General features: G+C 64.0%; 14 protein-coding genes. 4 read left to right on the top strand and 10 right to left on the bottom strand.

Annotated features, from left to right (window positions below; all coding sequences use genetic code 11):
- Window positions 1-493: 493 nt before the first annotated feature.
- The 8 genes from IAU67_RS08335 to serS form a co-directional block, all read right to left on the bottom strand.
- The gene (locus IAU67_RS08335; protein ID WP_225723486.1) at window positions 494-1,492 is read right to left on the bottom strand and encodes an alpha/beta hydrolase; all 999 of its coding nucleotides are present in this window, start codon (window positions 1,490-1,492) and stop codon (window positions 494-496) included.
- Between the two features lie 379 nt (window positions 1,493-1,871).
- Window positions 1,872-2,942, bottom strand: a complete 1,071-nt coding sequence (locus IAU67_RS08340) for a decaprenyl-phosphate phosphoribosyltransferase (protein WP_151842207.1) — start codon at window positions 2,940-2,942, stop codon at window positions 1,872-1,874.
- A gap of 156 nt (window positions 2,943-3,098) precedes the next feature.
- Entirely contained in the window at window positions 3,099-3,650 is a 552-nt protein-coding gene (locus IAU67_RS08345) for a phosphatase PAP2 family protein (protein WP_151842208.1), read from the bottom strand.
- Window positions 3,651-3,753: 103 nt separating this feature from the next.
- Window positions 3,754-5,799 carry a glycosyltransferase gene (locus IAU67_RS08350; protein ID WP_151842209.1) on the bottom strand — a complete coding sequence of 682 codons (2,046 nt, stop codon included), beginning with the start codon at window positions 5,797-5,799 and terminating at the stop codon, window positions 3,754-3,756.
- A gap of 51 nt (window positions 5,800-5,850) precedes the next feature.
- Window positions 5,851-7,074, bottom strand: coding sequence for a UDP-galactopyranose mutase (gene glf, locus IAU67_RS08355; RefSeq protein ID WP_151842210.1), 1,224 nt, complete (start codon window positions 7,072-7,074; stop codon window positions 5,851-5,853).
- 109 nt (window positions 7,075-7,183) lie between these two features.
- The gene (locus IAU67_RS08360; RefSeq protein ID WP_151842450.1) at window positions 7,184-8,053 is read right to left on the bottom strand and encodes an HAD family hydrolase; all 870 of its coding nucleotides are present in this window, start codon (window positions 8,051-8,053) and stop codon (window positions 7,184-7,186) included.
- 13 nt (window positions 8,054-8,066) lie between these two features.
- Window positions 8,067-8,954, bottom strand: a complete 888-nt coding sequence (locus tag IAU67_RS08365) for a lysophospholipid acyltransferase family protein (protein ID WP_151842211.1) — start codon at window positions 8,952-8,954, stop codon at window positions 8,067-8,069.
- 131 nt (window positions 8,955-9,085) lie between these two features.
- Entirely contained in the window at window positions 9,086-10,360 is a 1,275-nt protein-coding gene (serS, locus tag IAU67_RS08370) for a serine--tRNA ligase (RefSeq protein ID WP_151842212.1), read from the bottom strand.
- 140 nt (window positions 10,361-10,500) lie between these two features.
- Here serS and IAU67_RS08375 point away from each other — a divergent pair, with 140 nt between their 5' ends.
- Both IAU67_RS08375 and IAU67_RS08380 read left to right on the top strand, forming a co-directional pair.
- Window positions 10,501-11,532 (top strand): septum formation family protein, encoded by a 1,032-nt coding sequence (locus IAU67_RS08375; protein WP_151842213.1) that lies wholly within the window; start codon window positions 10,501-10,503, stop codon window positions 11,530-11,532.
- Between the two features lie 719 nt (window positions 11,533-12,251).
- Window positions 12,252-12,602: a metallopeptidase family protein gene (locus IAU67_RS08380; RefSeq protein WP_151842214.1), complete on the top strand. Its 351-nt coding sequence runs from the start codon at window positions 12,252-12,254 to the stop codon at window positions 12,600-12,602.
- A 147-nt stretch (window positions 12,603-12,749) separates the two neighbouring features.
- Here the strand turns inward: IAU67_RS08380 and IAU67_RS08385 are convergent, their stop codons facing one another.
- A complete protein-coding gene (locus tag IAU67_RS08385; protein ID WP_151842215.1) occupies window positions 12,750-13,574 on the bottom strand; it encodes a histidine phosphatase family protein in 825 nt (274 codons plus the stop codon).
- Window positions 13,575-13,642: 68 nt separating this feature from the next.
- The gene (gene pheA / locus IAU67_RS08390; protein WP_151842216.1) at window positions 13,643-14,617 is read right to left on the bottom strand and encodes a prephenate dehydratase; all 975 of its coding nucleotides are present in this window, start codon (window positions 14,615-14,617) and stop codon (window positions 13,643-13,645) included.
- A gap of 37 nt (window positions 14,618-14,654) precedes the next feature.
- Between pheA and IAU67_RS08395 the strand changes: the two genes are divergently transcribed.
- Together IAU67_RS08395 and IAU67_RS08400 are read left to right on the top strand one after the other, a co-directional pair.
- The gene (locus IAU67_RS08395) at window positions 14,655-16,070 is read left to right on the top strand and encodes an amidase family protein (protein ID WP_225723487.1); all 1,416 of its coding nucleotides are present in this window, start codon (window positions 14,655-14,657) and stop codon (window positions 16,068-16,070) included.
- Window positions 16,057-16,818 (top strand): CPBP family intramembrane glutamic endopeptidase, encoded by a 762-nt coding sequence (locus IAU67_RS08400; RefSeq protein ID WP_151842217.1) that lies wholly within the window; start codon window positions 16,057-16,059, stop codon window positions 16,816-16,818. Before IAU67_RS08395 ends, IAU67_RS08400 begins: the two co-directional genes overlap by 14 nt.
- The last annotated feature ends 44 nt before the right edge of the window (window positions 16,819-16,862 follow it).

Consider the following 16,862-nt stretch of genomic DNA (forward strand, 5'->3'; position numbering starts at 1 on the left):
TGCCCATGAACGGTAGTGCGCATGGGCATAGACGGTGCGCCGGCCCATGGAGGTTCCCCTCCTCCATCGGTTCCGGCTGTGTATGAAATTCTGGCTGGGTATAACGCGCAATGAACCGCGGTGAATCCACGGTGTATCACGGTGTGTGTCATAACCTGGGTGCCATTATTACAGCGGATCTAACTAAACCTTAGCCAACACTCCGAGAAAGTTAAAGTTTTACTTGAAGGTTAGGGTTGAGGGAGGCTCCCCTACCCCCACCCACGCGCGCTTCCCCCTCAAATTGTTCGACCATATCGCCAGATTTGGGCCCAAATCTGGCGATATGGTCGAACAATTTGTAAAGGGGTGGGTATAAGAAAGCCCTCCCCTGGTCCGTTCCCAAGCACATCACTTGAGAAGGACAAGAGGAGGGAAACCCCAGAGGCTCCGCGCCCGAGAGGCGCAGCGCCGTTAGGCCTTAGGCACCCGTGAGGGTTAAGCTCCGTGAAAATTAAGCGCCGGTAGCCCTCAGGATCTGACCACGAGCATTGCCCAGCTCGCGATCCCAGTAAGGCCACGCGTGAATACCGAACGCTGGGTAAGAGACCTGAACGTCAGCGCCAGCAACACGTGCCGCCAGCTCGAACTTCGCGGTAGAGGTACGAGACATCCACTCCAGACCCACACCAACGGACACACCGTACGGATCTTCCAGCACGTTCTCGTTCGTGGTCAGACCGGACGCAGCAGACAGGTACAGAGGCATTCCGCGGAATGCTCCGGCCTGCAGCAGTGGATCGTTCTGGAAACGACGTGGGTCAACCGGGCTGCCCCACATGTTCCACACCTGGGCACCTGGGCCGGAGGCATCCACCATGGCCACACCAATAGCGGAGTACATACCTGGCCAGGTTGGGTTCAGGTAACCGGACAGGGACGAAGCCTGCTTGAACTGGTTGCGGTGGTGCGCAGCCAGGTTCAGGGCTGCGGTAGCTCCCATGGAGATACCTGCAATAGCGTTGTTGCTTGGGCTCACGCCGAAGTTCTGCTGCAGGTAGCCAGGCAGCTCACGGGTCAGGAAGGTCTCCCAGCGTGGGCGGGCAGGACCGTTGTTGCCCATCCATGGTCCGGACCAGTCGGTGTAGAACTGGGATGCGCCACCCACTGGCATGACCAGGGTGATGTTGTCATCCACGAAGTGCTTCGGGGCGTTGCCCAAGTAGGTCCATGCGTTCCAGTCATCGCGGGCGCGCAGGCCGTCCAGCAGGTACAGGCCGGCGTCACCGCCGCGGGAAGCTGGCTTGATCTGAACCTGGATCATCTGATCCATGGCCGGGGAGTGGACCCAGCAGTTCTGGACAAAGTACTTGTAGTCGCTCCAGGTACATCCTGGACGCAGCCAACCGCGGTTATCTGCCGATGCGCCCGGTGTTGCCACAGCGGCAACCCCCAAGGCCGTCGCAATGGCGACGAGGGCTGCCAGCACGCGCTTACTCAGGGAATTCAACACGTGTCTCCATTCCATGCAGACCCTTGACCGGTCCACAACTCTCTTCTCTATCTCTACCGTTTTGAGCACACAGCACTGGACGCGCTGCGAACATCACATTTCAGCAACGATACCAAAAGGCTTCAGATCCAACCAACACGTCAGATTCCACCTTCGGGAACGAGCCGATACCAAGCCGCTGACCTCAGCAAATGCTCGGATGTCTGTGCTCACTCGCCGAGTATAAACGACGCCAACCTCTCCCCCGTTACACTTCCTAAAAAATATTTATAAATTTTTGTGACACAGCAAAGCACCCACCAGCCATCCCGTCCAAGATTCTCACCTAAGACGAGGGGCGGCAGGTGGGTGCGCTTCGGCGTCGAATATTAAAAAGAAATTAGAGCAGCGGAATGATGTACACGGCGATCGCAATACACACGATCCACAGCACCGCCAGGGCCTGCAGCGCGCGGTCCTTCAGGGCGATCTCGTCGGGCGCGCCACCCTCGCCGCGGTCCACATCCGCAGCATAACGCAGGATCGCCACGGTGAACGGCACCATGGAGATCTGATACCACACGGCCTGCGTGCCATCGACCTGCTGGGACAGGTCGAAGCCCCACAGCGCGTAGCACAGCACCACCGCGGTCGCGGCCAGCGTCCACACGAAGCGCAGGTAGGTGGGCGTGTAGCTTTCCAGGGACTTGCGGATCTTCGCGCCGGAGCGCATCGCCAGCTTCAGCTCCGCGTAGCGCTTACCGGCAGCCATGAACAGCGAGCCGAACGCCGCGACCAGCAGGAACCACTGGGACAGCAGAATCCCGGCAGCCACACCGCCGGCCATCGCGCGCAGCATGAAACCGGAGCTGACCAGCGCAATGTCGATCACCGGCTGGTGCTTCCAGCCGAAGCAGTAGCCCAGCTGCAGCGCGATGTACACTGCCACCACGATCGGCAGCGCCGCCCCGGCCGTGGACAGGAAGGACAGCGCCACCGCGCCCACAATCAGCACCACGGCCATCGCGTAGGCCAGCCCCACGGGCAGCACGCCTGCGGCAATCGGGCGGAAGCGTTTGGTGGGGTGCTTGCGGTCGGCGTCGACATCGCGGGCGTCGTTGATGAGGTAAATCGAAGACGCCGCCAGACAGAACGCCACGAACGCAATCAGCACGTCCAGCAGCACCTGACTGTGGAACAGCTGCTCGCCACCCGCGGCGGCCGGGGCGGCCACGACCAGCACGTTCTTCACCCATTGCTTCGGGCGCAGCGCCTTAATCATCGCCTCAGGGAGGTTGCGCGGGGCCCGCAGGCTCGGATCCGCGGCCGTGTCCTCCGCCTGGACCGCGCGCGCTTCCTCCCGGTTGTTGGAGCTCTGCGTCCACTCCGCGTCCTCCAGCGCCGAGGTGTGCGGCTCGGATACCAAGAATGGTTCCTGCCTATGTGGTTGTCGGTTTGGCCGTTCGCTCACCGATTCTCCTTGTGTTGTTGATTGTGGACCTATTCTTTTATTTTTATTCGACGCCCAGCGGCCTCCTCCCACCCCAGCCTCACGGGGACGTGGCGGCCTGGTGTGTGAGCGGCTGGCGCGCTGCGCGTTACGCGCACTCTGCGCGTTCTGGGCGCGTTACGCCACGCGGTTCACCACAGGGCGAAGCGCCAGCGCCGTGGAGGCTCCGAGTGCACTGCCGATGGCCACATCGGTGGGATAGTGCACACCCAACACTAGGCGGGATAGCGCCATCGCCGGTACTCCAATGAGGGGTGCCGGGTTGCCCAGCAGCTGGGCGAGGGCCACCAGCGCCGCGGTGGAGCTGGTGGCGTGGGAGGAAGGAAAGCTCAGCTTGGAGGGGGTTCCCACCCCGATCGCGATGTTCTTGTGGTGGGGCCGAGGGCGGCGCACGATACGCTTGAGCACCACGGACGCCGCGTGGGCGGTAAAAGCGGAGGCGCCCACGTGCAGCCACTGGGTGGAGCGTTGCTTATCCAGCACGTACCCGGCGGCGGCCAGGCCCATCCAGCCCAGGGCGTGCTCGCCGAAGTGGCTCATGCCCCTCGCCACGGCGAGTGTGCCGACGCGAAGCTCTGGGGTGGTGGAGATGGCGCGTTGGATCGCCACCAGGATCTGGGATTCGCCCAGCGGGTCGCCCGTGACCTGGCCCGTGACCTGTGTGCTCATGGTTTCCTTCTTCCTGTGTTCCTGCGGTGCGGTTGCAGTTGTGTATGTGCAGCGCTGGTGCAGTGGTCCTGCGAAGCGTGTGCAGGGTCGCGGGTATGAGGTGTTAGCTCTCGCGCTGTTCAAGCGCCGCGAACTGCTCCACCATCTCTGGTTCAAAGATACCCGCCCAGGCCTCGCGGCTGGTGAGCCGCTGGTGGGCTGCGCGGTAACGCTCGCGCATCTCCGGGAAGCGCTGGGCAACTTCCTTCTGCAGGCGTGCCGATTCCTTGGCCAGCTCAATCATCTTCTGGCGGTCACGCTTGCGGAACACCACACCGCGGCCGTCAGCGGTGGTGACGGTGGCGCCGTCGATGCGGGACAGGCTGAACCAACGCGCCTCGATCGGCGGGAGGTTCACCTGAGGCACCTCGTGGTTGCGCGTATCCGCAGGCTTTGCGTTGTTCAGGAGGCCCTGGGTCAGGGTCTTCACCTTCGCCGGAATGGACAGCGGAATGGTGGTGAGGCCCGCTGGCCCACCGGACGGCTTCGGCAGCTCCGAAGCCGACGGGATCACCACAGCATCCGGGTAGTTCTTCCGCATCGCGTTAATGCGCGGCAGGGTGGACTCCAGGATGTCGAACAGCTGTTCCGGGCCAGCCAGGAAGTCCTTCATCGCCTCGTTCTGGATCGCGACCGTGGAGTACTCCAGGCACATCAGGTGCTTCGCCGTAGCCTTCGCCATCGAGGTGACGATGCCGCGAGTGGAACCGTTGTGCTGCAGCGCACCCACGATCAGGCGGTTGCGCAGGTGGAAGTAGGCCTGCCAATCGATCGCGTCATCCTTATCGGACCACGCCATGTGCCAGATCGCGATGCCTGGCCAGGATGCGGTGGGGAAACCGTGATCGCCGGCGCGCAGGCCGAACTCGCCATCATCCCACTTGATGAACAGCGGCAGCGGCTGGCCGATCGTATCGGCCACCACGCGTGGGATCATGCACATCCACCAACCGTTGTAATCCACATCGATGCGGCGGTGCAGGTCCTTGGAATCCACGGTCTCGCCGGAGGCGTTCTCCCCGTAGGATCCGCGGTCGCGCAGTGGGTGCTTGTAAAAGTCGTGGTCGTAGTGGGTGTGAGGAGCGGCGGTCCACATGAAGCGACCGCGGTCAATCACCTCACCCATGGTGTGCAGGTGGCTGCGCTCCTGCAGGTTCAGCATCTGGCCACCGATCAGCATCGGGGACTTGGCGTACCGCGCCGCCGCCAAGGAACGCAGGATGCAGTCCGGCTCGATGGCAATATCGTCATCCATGTACAGGATGAACGGGGCCTTCGTGCCGCGCTCCGGGTGGCGCGCTTCATACATGATGCGGGAGTAGCCGCCGGAACCACCCAAGTTGCCCTGCTTCACGATCCGCAGACGATCGCCGAAGCGCTCCGCCGCCTGCTCGAAACCGTCCTCATCCTCGGGGTGCTTCGTTCCCTGATCGGGCATGATGACCGCCTCGATAACAGAGTTCACGTCCTCGTCCGCGCCGAGCGCTTCGAGGGCCGCGACGGCGTCGGTCGGGCGATTAAAGGTAGGAATGCCCACGGTGACCAGAGCATCGGCGGCGGGCAGACGGTCGCCGGGGTTCAGCGCCACCTCTCCCCTCTCGTCATCGGCGATGACCACGGGGGACGTGACCAGCTGGCCCTCGGCCTCCTTGTTCGCGAACCAGCCCGCGGAGTGGATGACGGTTTCGGATTCGCAGGTGATGTCGAACCAGATCCAGCCGCCGTCCTCGAACGGAGCCAGGGAGACCGTGAACTCCGCGGTGCCGCGGCCGGACTCATCGGTCTCCACGTCGGCGCCGGTGATGGCGATGCGGGAGCCGTCGATCTTGGAACGGTACAGGTCAACGCGCGCTTCACCCGTGATATCCAGGCGCAGCACCACCTCGTCCAACTGGGACCAGCGGCGCCAGTAGGAAGCCGGGAAAGCGTTGAAGTAGGTCTCGAAGGAGACCTCAGTTCCGCCAGGGATGCGCGCTTCCGTGCGGGACAGCGCGGTCACGCGCCCCGCACCAGCAGCTTCGTCCTCTATGAGGTACAAGGAGCGAACATCACGCGGTTCGCCTCGCTTGGGAAGGATAATTCGGGCAAGACGGGTGGTATCTACTGACATGACTATCAATTATCCCCCACGGCAGCCCCGCGTGCATCGTGCGACGCGCCGCTACAGCAGCGGCTCCAACTTATTGTTGAACATCGACAACGCCGCACCAATAGCCATGTGCATATCCAAGTACTGGTACGTACCCAAGCGCCCACCGAAGAACACCTTCGACTCGTCCGTTTCCTTCTCCGCCAACTCGCGGTACTTCAACAACATCTCGCGGTCCGCCGGGGTGTTGATCGGGTAGTACGGCTCGTCGCCCTCCTCGGCAAAACGGCTGTATTCCTTCATAATCACCGTCTTGTCCTTCGGGTGCCGGTCCTCACGCTCCGGGTGGAAGTGTCGGAATTCGTGAATGCGGGTGTACGGGAACTCGGCGTCGTTGTAATTCATCACGGGCGTGCCCTGGAAATCGCCCGTGGGCAGCACCTCCGTTTCGAAGTCCAACGTCCGCCAGCCCAGCTTGCCCTCGGCGAAGTTGAAGTAGCGGTCCAGCGGGCCGGTGTACACCACGGGTGCGTCGGGGTTCGCGGCGCGGATTTCGTCGCGCACTTCGAACCAGTCGGTGTCCAGGCGGACCTCGATGTTCTCGTGCGCGGCCATGTTCTCCAGCCACGCGGTGTAGCCGTCCACGGGCAGGCCCTCGTACGTGTCGTTGAAGTAGCGGTTATCAAACGTGTAGCGCACGGGCAGGCGGGTGATGTTGCCCGCCGGCAGCTCCTTCGGGTCCGTCTGCCACTGCTTGGCCGTGTAGTCGCGGATGAAGGCCTCATACAATGGGCGACCGATCAGGGAGATGGCCTTTTCTTCCAGGTTGGCCGCCTCCTCCGAATTAATTTCCGACGCCTGGTCCGCGATCAACTGACGCGCCTCATCCGGAGAGTAGTAGCGTCCGAAGAACTGGTTAATCAAACCCAGGCCCATCGGGAACTGGTAGGCCGTGCCCTTGTGCATCGCGAACACGCGGTGCTGGTAGTTAGTGAACTCGGTGAACTGGTTGACGTAGTCCCACACGGTCTTGTTGGAGGTGTGGAACAGGTGAGCACCGTACTTGTGGATTTCGATACCGGTCTGCGGCTCTGGCTCGGAGTAGGCGTTGCCGCCGATGTGGCTGCGGCGTTCCAGAACCAGGACCCGAGCGTTCTTTTGGCTGGCTGCGCGCTCTGCGACGGTGAGGCCGAAGAAGCCACTGCCGACCACGATCAGGTCGTACGTGTTCGCTGCAGGGGACGCTTCGGACGAAGCGGCGGTATTCGATGCGGACGTATCGGTGTTTTCGCTCATATCGGCCAGCGTACCGAGTTTTGGGACGCGCGCCCGCTATGACGCGCGGGCGTACGGCGTGCGCTCGCGCGCGTGCGCTGCGGGAGCCCGCCGCGCGGGCTCGAGCGCGCTAGCGCTCGCTCGAATCCGCGCTGAACCAACGGGACAGCACACGAGCCACCCCGTCATCATCGTTGGTGGTTGTGATTTCGTCTGCGATGGACGAGAGGCTGGCGTCGGCATTACCCATGGCCACGCCCCACCCAGCCCAACGGATCATGTCCACGTCGTTGGGCATATCCCCAAACGCCACCACCTGGCTGCGGTCCACACCCAAGTCCGCGGCGAGCTCCTCCAACGCCAGGCGCTTGGACACGCCCGGCGCGGCGATCTCCACCAGGCCGCCGTCCCAGGAATAGGTCACGGTCGCCACGCTGTGGTCCACGAGGGGGTTGACCAGCTCAAACAACTCCGCCGAGGTCATATCCGGCGAGCGGACCAGCAGCTTCGTGGCCGGGGTGCCCGTCAGCTGATCCATCGGCTCCACCACGTGCGCCTCCTCCGCCCACACGTGCTGAAAAGTGCGGGACACGGCGAAGAGGTTGCCGTCCGCATCGAACGCGCCGGCGCCGACGCGCTCCACGCCAAAGCCCAACTGCGGGTAGTGAGCAGCGATGGTCTCCACCACCTGGGACATCACCTCCGGGGCGAGAGTGCGGGCGTGCAGGACGGTATCGGTGGCGCTGTCGTAGGTCACCGCGCCGTTGGCGCACACGCACACGGGCCGGACGGGCAGCTGCTCCAGGATCGGCAGCAGCCAGCGGGCCGGGCGGCCACTGGCCAGCGTGAACACGGTGCCTGCGCGTTTCATCGCCACGACCAGCTCGCGCATGCGTGGACTCACGCGCTCGCGGGAGTCCACGAGGGTGCCGTCGATGTCGCTGACCACCAGCAGCGGCGCCTCGGCGGGCGGTTCTTCCTGAGGAACTGAGCGATCCATGTACAGCTCAGCGTCAGTTCTTGTCACGCTTCAGTTCGCGCTGCTGCGCTTCGGCTTCGCGCTTGCGGCGTCGGGCTTCTTGGTCCTGCCGATCCTTCGCCGTCGCCTCCTCCAACGTCGGGGCCGAACCACCCATCGACGCCGGCACCCAATACTCCCCGGCCGGCATCGGACCGAACTGCTGGATGTAACGCTCGCGCGTGCGCTCCAGCTGCTGCACCATCGCGTCATGCAGACGCTCCGTGGTGGCGACGGCATCCTCCGTCACCTCGACGGGGTCGCCCACCATGATGACCAGCTTCGCGTCCTTCGGGCGCCAGATCGGCTTGTGGCCCTTAGTCCAGATCTTCTGAGAACCCCAGATCGTCAGGGGGATCAGCGGGATGGAGCCGTTGGGGTCTGCGTCGTGGACAATCTTCGCCGCGCCCTGGCGGAACTCCTTGATCTCGAAGGAACGGGAGATCGTGGCCTCCGGGAAAATGCCCACCAGCTGGCCGGCGCGCAGGCGCTTGATGGCCTCGTCCACGCTGGCCTGACCGGCCGCGCGGTCCACAGGGATGTGCTTCATCGCGGTCATCAGCGCGCCCACGCCCTTGACATCGAAGATCTCCTTCTTCGCCATGAAGCGCACCAGACGCTTCGCCTTCACCCACGCGGGGATCGAGCCGTAGACGAAGTCCCAGTAGCCCGTGTGGTTCACGGCCAGCATCGCCCCGCCCGATTCAGGGATCTTCTCAGCGCCAATGACCTCCACGTCCAGGCGCTGCATGAACCTCATCCAACGGATGGCCGTGCCAATGATGGGGCGGCCGTAGGGAAATTCTTTGCGGTCGTGCGGGTGAGCCGGTGCGCGCTGGAAGTCCTCGGGGACTTTGAAGAGCTTGTCGATAATCTTGGCCATGGGTGGGCCTCCTCACGGGTTGTGTTGTGGTGGGCGCGAGTGCGCGTGTGCGTCCGCGCTTAAGCGCGGGCGCTCGGGCGTGCCGGGCGCGGGCGTTGGCGCTGACGCGCTAACGCCCGAGCGCCAGCAGCCTAGTTCTTCGGCCGCAGAACATCCTTGCCCACGAACGGGCGCAGTGCCTCAGGAACGATCACCGAGCCGTCGGCCTGCTGGTTGTTCTCCAGGATAGCCACCAGCCAACGGGTGGTGGCCAACGTGCCGTTCAGCGTGGCAACAGTCTGGGCCTTGCCGTTCTCATCGCGGTAACGAGTCTTCAAGCGGCGGCCCTGGAAGGTCGTGCAGTTAGAAGTAGAAGTCAGCTCGCGGTACGTGTCCTGCGTCGGCACCCACGCCTCCGTATCGAACTTGCGGGCAGCCGACGAGCCCAAGTCCCCGCCGGCCACGTCGATCACTCGATAAGGAACGCCCACGGCCGCCAGCATCTCCTTCTCCATCGACAGCAACTGCTGGTGTTGCTCCTGCGCATCCTCCGGCTTGCAGTACACAAACATCTCCACCTTGTCGAACTGGTGGACGCGGATAATACCGCGGGTGTCCTTGCCATAAGAACCAGCCTCACGGCGGAAGCAGGAGGACCAACCGGCATAGCGCACAGGCCCCTCAGACAGATCAATGATCTCGTCAGAGTGGTAGCCGGCCAGGGCAACCTCGGAGGTGCCGACCAGGTACATGTCGTCCTCCTCAAGGTGGTAAATCTCGTCAGCGTGTGCACCCAAGAAGCCCGTGCCGGCCATGATCTCCGGGCGCACCAACACCGGCGGGATCATCAGAGAAAAGCCGTGCTGCGTAGCCTTCTGCGCAGCCAGCTGAAGCATACCGAGCTGCAACAAAGCACCATCGCCCGTCAAGAAGTAGAAGCGCGCACCAGACACCTTCGTGCCACGCTTCATATCAATAAGCCCCAAAGACTCACCCAGCTCCAGGTGATCCTTCGGCTCGAAGTCGAATGTTGGTGGCTCCCCCACGTGCTCCAACACCACAAAGTCATCCTCGCCACCCGCAGGCGCCCCCTCCTCCACAATGTTGGAGATCCGCATCTGAAGATCATGAACCTCCTGCTCAGCAGCGTTCAGGGTCTCCTCCAGCTTCTTCACACCCTCGGCCTTCGCCTTGCCCTCTTCACGCAACGCCGCCTTCTCCTCATCAGAGGCCGACCGCATCTTCTGGCCCATCTCCTTCGAGAAAGCCTTCTGCTCCGAACGCGCCGCATCCGCCGCAACAATCGCATCCCTGCGGCGCTCATCCGCCTCCAACAGCTGGTCAATCAACTGGGGATCCTCCCCGCGAGTGCGCTGGGACTCACGGCCAACCTCAGGATTTTCGCGCAGTAGCTTCAGATCAATCATGCTCTACATCTTAGCCATGACTCCGCCCAACAAATACCCACGGGTACCCGCGGCCAACGGCCTAGGAAGGCTATGGGGAGGAGAGGTGGGCGTCGAATAAGTAACAAAGAGCACCGACCTTGGTGGCATAATAAGAAACCATGACTTCTGATCACCGCAAGCCCAGCACATCCAGCAAGTCCAGCAGCTCGGAAAAGACCAAGATCTTCCTGATCGTGGTCCTGGTGCTCGCGCTATGCGGAGGCGTGGCGGCCGCGGCATACGGCTTCATGTCCCCGGACGGCAGCAACCCACTGTCCCCCGCCAACGAAGAACAGAAGAAACAAGAAGCCGAGTTCACCAACGCCAACACAGGCTCCTGCATAACCTGGACCCCCGCGAACAACGGCACGAACACCAACTTCACCACCGTAGACTGCGCGCAGCCGCACCGCTTCGAAGTCTCCGCGCGCGAGGACCTGTCCCAATACCCCACCAGCGAATTCGGAGAGGACTCCGCCATCCCGAACCTGGAGCGGCAGCAGCAGCTGACCTCGCAGCTATGCGTGGGGCCCACCATGTCCTACCTGAACGGGAAGCTGGATCCCGAAGGCCGCTACACCATCTCCCCGATCCTTCCCCCCGCGAACTCCTGGGACGCCGGCGACCGCACCATGCTCTGCGGCGTGATGGTGCAAGACGCGCAAGGCCGATCCGTGGAGACCACCGGGCTGGCGGCGGAGCAGGACCAATCCGCGGCGTTGCCGGCCGACACGTGCGTCCGCGCTGACGGCGACGCCACCGTCGAAGTCCCCTGCGACCAAGACCATTCCTGGCAGGTCGTGTCCGTCGTGAATCTCGCCGAAAAATTCCCCGACGCCTGGCCTACCCCCGAACAGCAAAACGAACACTTAAACGAGGTGTGTACGGAGGCTGCCCGTGCCTACCTGGGCGGCGACGATCAGCTGTACGAATCGACGCTCACACCATTCTGGACCACGTTGAAGCAGCAGTCGTGGGATGCCGGTTCTCGTAATGTGAACTGTGCCGTGACCTTTGGGCACCCTGGTGGTGGCTTTGCGGTGCTGAATGGGGATGTGCGCCAGGGCTTCACGATTGATGGGGCTGCTCCTGAGAAGCGGCAGAAGCGGCCGCCGCTGAAGAACGCGCCGGCGGCGCAGCCAGCGCCGTAGTTTTTGTGGAGCCCTAGGTTCCTGGGCTTTTCCGCCTGCGCGCTCCCAGGCCTTTCACTCCATCGCTCCCCAGCCTCGCGCGTGCCCTCGATTCCCGAATCGAGGGCATTCTGCTGTTCCCTTCCTGAATCGAGGGCACTTTGCTGTGAAAACGCCGAAATCACGACAACTTGCCCTCGATTCAGGAAACACCCCAGCTCTCCCATCCGAACACGCTGGCCCAACACGCGCCCAAAGCCTCCCATCGAGCACTCCCCAGCCTGAGCCCGGCCTTCGCTTCCCCGATCGAGGGCAATATGCTGTGAAAACGCCCAGATCACGACAACTTGCCCTCGATTCAGGAAACACCCCAGCCGTCCCACCAAGATGGGCCTCCTCAACGCGCGCCCCAAAGCCTTACCCAGACCACTGCCCACCCTCGCGCGCGCCCTCGATTCCCGAATCGAGGGCACTTTGCTGTTCCCTTCCTGAATCGAGGGCATTCTGCTGTGAAAACACCGAAATCACGACACTTTGCCCTCAATCCAGGATCGCTCCCAGCATGAACCGGTCCTCGCTTCCTGAATCGAGGGCATTCTGCTGTTCGCTTCCTGAATCGAGGGCATTCTGCTGTGAAAACGCCGAAATCACGACAACTTGCCCTCAAAACAGGATCGGCCTCCAGACTGGCCCAGCGCGCGCCCACACTTCACAGGCAAAAAGTGGGTAAAACTAATGCTATGGCTGTTGAAGTTTCCGACGAGCGCTTCGAAGAGCTAGTAGACGAGGGTCTGCGGCGCATCCCTCGAGAGCTGTTGGACAATGTGCGCAACGTGGCCATCGTCATCGAAGACTTCAACTGGGAGTCCCCTTCTATTCTGGGACTCTACGAGGGCATCGCACTCACAGAGCGCACCAGCGAGTACACTTCCGCGCTACCAGACAAAATCACCATCTACCAGGACTCTTTGTGCGATTTTTGCGAGTCTGAAGAAGAGCTAGTGGAGCAAGTTGCCATCACAGTGATCCACGAACTAGGCCACCACTTCGGGATCAGCGACGAGCGCCTTCATGAACTCGGCTGGGGCTAAGCGAGCAAAGCCTACGCACGAGGGCTTAGTGGACTCACTGACTGTGGACTTAGTGATTGTGAACGTACTGGAGTAAGTGCTGGGTTGGGCTCGCACACGGGCAAAGCCCTGCTCACACAGGCAAAGCACTGCTCACACGCGCACAGCCTACGCACGCACCGGCACATGCCCTGCCCAGGACGTGACCGTCATGCACCCGCGGAAAGCCTCAAAGCCGCCGGCGTCGTCCGCCGACAACTCCCGAGCCTTCGACGCCAACCCCAACAAAACCTCCCGTGACGGCAGCTCCATCTCCACCCACTGGGTGTTCGCCACGTACGTGGAAAAGGCGAAGTCAGCGTTGATGTTTCCCAAGAACGCGGTCACGAAACGGATCACGGCGCCGTGGCTCACCACCACGACATCCAAACCCTCCCTCTCAGCAAGGAACGCGAACAGGCTCGGCAGGTACCGCTCCAGCACTTGGTAGCCGTTCAGCGCACCGCGCACGGGCCGCTGTACGTCGCCCATCAGCCACGCGCCGAATGACATGTGGTACTCGGCATGCGAGCTCTCGTCCGTGAGCATCTCCAGCTCCCCCGCGGGGATCTCGGAGATCCCGGGAAGCACCTGGTGGGACGCGATTGTCACGCCCGCGTCATCCAGCGCCGTCGCGATGTGCGCCGCGGTCTGCCGCGCACGATCCGCCTCCGACGACGCCAGCCGCACACTCCGCTCCACCCCCTCACGCGCGCCCGCGCTCTCACGCTCGTTCACGCTCTCCTCCGCGCGCTCGCTCTCGTCAAGCACAGCACCCCCACCAACCACGCGCGCGAGCTCCTCCCCCGCACGCCGCGCCTGCTGCTCCCCCAGCTCCGTCAGCGACGCGCCGGGCAGCTCCGTGTCCAGCGCGTGCATCACGTTTGACGTGGTCTGCCCATGCCTCACCATGTACACCCGCGCCGCCCGCGCACCGGTCCGATTGTCCGTCACTGGCTGTCCTCCTTGTGCTCTGTCTTGTTTCTGCGATGCGTCGTTTTTTATTTTCCCCTACGACGCCGCTACTCGTCCCCCCTGGCCCACGCCCGAACCTGCTTCCACGAATCCCCGAAGTCCGCGGGCGCGCTGCCGGCGTGCATGGACACGCCCACGTTCGCGATGGGCCAGGATCCGAGGTAGCGCATGTCTTCGGAGTTTCGGTGGAGGGCTGCGAGGGCTTCGGCTACGGCGTCGTCCTCGATGTGGCCGACCATGTCGATGTGGAAGACGTAGATTCCCATGATGGAGCCGCCGGGGTTGCGTAGGGGGCGGGATTCGATGCGGGAGAGGTCCACGCCGCGCATGGACAGTTCCATGAGTGCTTCTTGGAGGCTGGCGGGGCGGTTTTTGAGGGTGAGGATGATGGAGGTGCGGTCTTGGCCGCTGCGTGGGGTGGGGGTGCCCGGACGTCCGACGAGGACGAAGCGGGTAAACGCGCCGGGAACGTCTGCGACGCCGGTGTGGTGTATGGAGAGACCGTGGAGGTCGGCGGCTCGCGCTGGGGCGGCGGCGGCGTCGATTTCCCCGGTGGCGACGGATTCGGCGGCGGCGCCATTGGAGGCGGCGGGGACGAAGCGGGCGTGGGGTAGGTGTGTGGCGAGCCAGTCGCGGATTTGCGCGTGGGCGACGGGGTGGCAGCTGATGGTGCGGACTTGGTCGAGGGTGGTGCCGGGGCGTGTCATGATGGCGAATTCGACGGGGACCACGACTTCGTTGAAGATGTGGACGGGGCTGCCGGTCATGAGGGCGTCTTCGGTTTGGGTGACGGAGCCGTCCACGGCGGATTCGAGGGCGACGACGGCGAAGTCTGCGTCGCCGCGGCGGACCGCGTTGAGGGCGGCTGTGGGCGATTCGACGGGCAGCTGTTCGATTGCGGCGGTGTCTGGCGCGCTGGTGAGGCCGGGGATTTTGCCTTCGGCAACGAAGTCGTGGAGGGCTTGTTCGGTGAAGGTGCCTCGGGGTCCGAGGTACGCGAGCCTGCAAGACGGGGTAGTCATGCACCTAGAGTACTAGGCCGGCCTATAGTCATGGGTGATGTCTGATTTCCACCGTCGTTTAGAGGAAGCGATGCGCCGCACGGGTCTGAGCCAGGCCCAGTTGGGAGTTGCGCGTGTGTACAGCTCGCCGAAGCGGGGCGACGCGGCCGGAGGCGCGGGCGCACCTGCGGAGCGCACGGCAGCGGGCGCAGCGGACGCGCCGGAGCGCACGCCCGAGCACGCGCACGCGGGCACCGGCGACCCCCGCGCCGCGCAGCTGCCCCTGGCCGGCCAGGAAGTGCTGCTTAAAGACCTTCACCAGGTCGCCGGCGAGACGGTCTCCTTCGGGTCGTGCCACCAGGCGCGCGTCGCCGAGCACACCGACAGCGCAGCCACAGCGCTCCTCAACGCGGGCGCCAGCCTGGTGGGGGCAAGCAGCACCGCGGAGTTCGGGACGGTGGCGTATACGGAACCGGTGGGCGTCGATCAGCCGGTAAATCCCCTGAACACGGCGATGATGGTCGGCGGGTCCTCGGGCGGGGCGGCGACGGCGGTGGCGCGTGGCCTGGTGGATGTGGCGCACGCGACGGACGGCGGCGGGTCGATCCGCATCCCCGCGGCGTGTTGTGGCCTGGTGGGGTTGAAGCCGGCGCATGACCGCACGCATGCGCCGGGCGGGTTTACGCCTACGGCGCAGGGGTTGATCGCGAAGGATCTGGCGCACACGCGGCGCGCTTATGGGCTGGACGCCGGCGCGCTCACAACCCGGCGCGGCCTGCGGTTGGGGTACACGAACGCGCCGTTTCATAGTGCGAGTGCGGTGGATCCGGCGATTGCGGCGTCCACGGCGGCGGTGGCGAGCCTACTGGTCACGCACCCGGCGGTGGAGAGCTTGGCGCCGGCGCCGCGGCCGTATCCGCGGGCCACGTTTGAGCTGTTTAGCGAGTTTCTGGCTGCGCGCTGCGCGGACCTTCCGGGCACGCTCACGCCGTTGACCTCGTGGCTGCGGGACCGTGGGCGCGAGATCCCGGCGCACCGCAGGCAGCTGTTGGTGGAGCAGATCCTGGCGGTGGATCCGTCCTCCGGGCCGTGGCGCGATCTGGATGTTGTTATTAATCCGACGCTGGCCTGCGCTCCCCCAGCGCCGAACACCTTCAGCGCGCTGAGTCCGCGGCTGAACTTCCTGGCTCAGACGGCGTGGACCCCGTGGGGGACACTGTGGAATCTGACGGGCTGGGCCGCGGTGAGTGTGCCGCTGGTGGATCCTGCGGAGGTTCCTGGACGCTGGCCGATCTCGCTGATGGTGGGCGCTGTGGGTGATCGTGTGACCGACGCCGAGCTGCTGGATATCGCGGAGTTCGTCCAGAGCGTGGCGCGGCAGTTGCCGGCTGAACAGCTGTCCCTGGCGGAGCCTGGGGATGTACGTGCGCTGGGCTTTGAGCCGCGCCCGGAGAACCGGCATGAGCACGAGTGATCGCCGCGCTCTGCGCTGGAATGACCGCCGCGCTGTGCGCTGGGAGCTGTTCCTGGTCCTGGCCATCACGTTTGGTGTCTCGGGCGTGCGCGCTACCTTACGCCTGGTGGAGTCCCTGGCGGATCCGCGCCCGTTGAACCAGCAACATGCCACCCTGAACGAGCAGCAGTCTGTGCTGCCGTGGCTGGATCCGGTGTTGCAGGTGTTGTCCTCCGGGGTGTTGTTCGCGTGGGGTGGGTTGGCTCTGTTCTTGCTCACGCGCCACCTGCCTACCCCGCGCCTGACCACATCGCTCCGTTCTTTCCGCCTCACGGACGCCCTCCACGGCGCAGCCCTCGCCGCCCTCATCGGCCTGCCCGGCCTGGCGTTCTATGCGCTGGCTGTGCAGCTCGGCTGGTCGAAGGCGGTGGAGCCCTCCGGGCTGGACCAGTCCGCCTGGCAGCTGCCGCTGCTCATTCTGAACGCCTGCGCGAATGGCTTCGCCGAGGAGCTGATCGTGGTGGCGTGGCTGGTGACCCGCTTACGCCAACTGCGCTGTTCCTGGCCGGTGGTGTTCGCGGCCAGTGCGCTGCTGCGGGGTAGCTATCACCTCTACCAGGGTGTCTCGGCTGGGCTGGGGAATGTGGTGATAGGGCTGGTGTTTGTCTGGTACTTCAAGCGCACGGGGCGCGTGTGGCCGTTGGTGGTGGGACATGCGGTGATTGATTGTGTGGCTTTTGTGGGGTTTGCGCTGGGCGTGCGCGTCTGAGGCACGCGTGACGCATGCCTGACGCGCGCGTGATGTTCGCGTGA

The organism is Corynebacterium zhongnanshanii (assembly GCF_014490575.1).
Lineage (GTDB): Bacteria > Actinomycetota > Actinomycetes > Mycobacteriales > Mycobacteriaceae > Corynebacterium > Corynebacterium zhongnanshanii.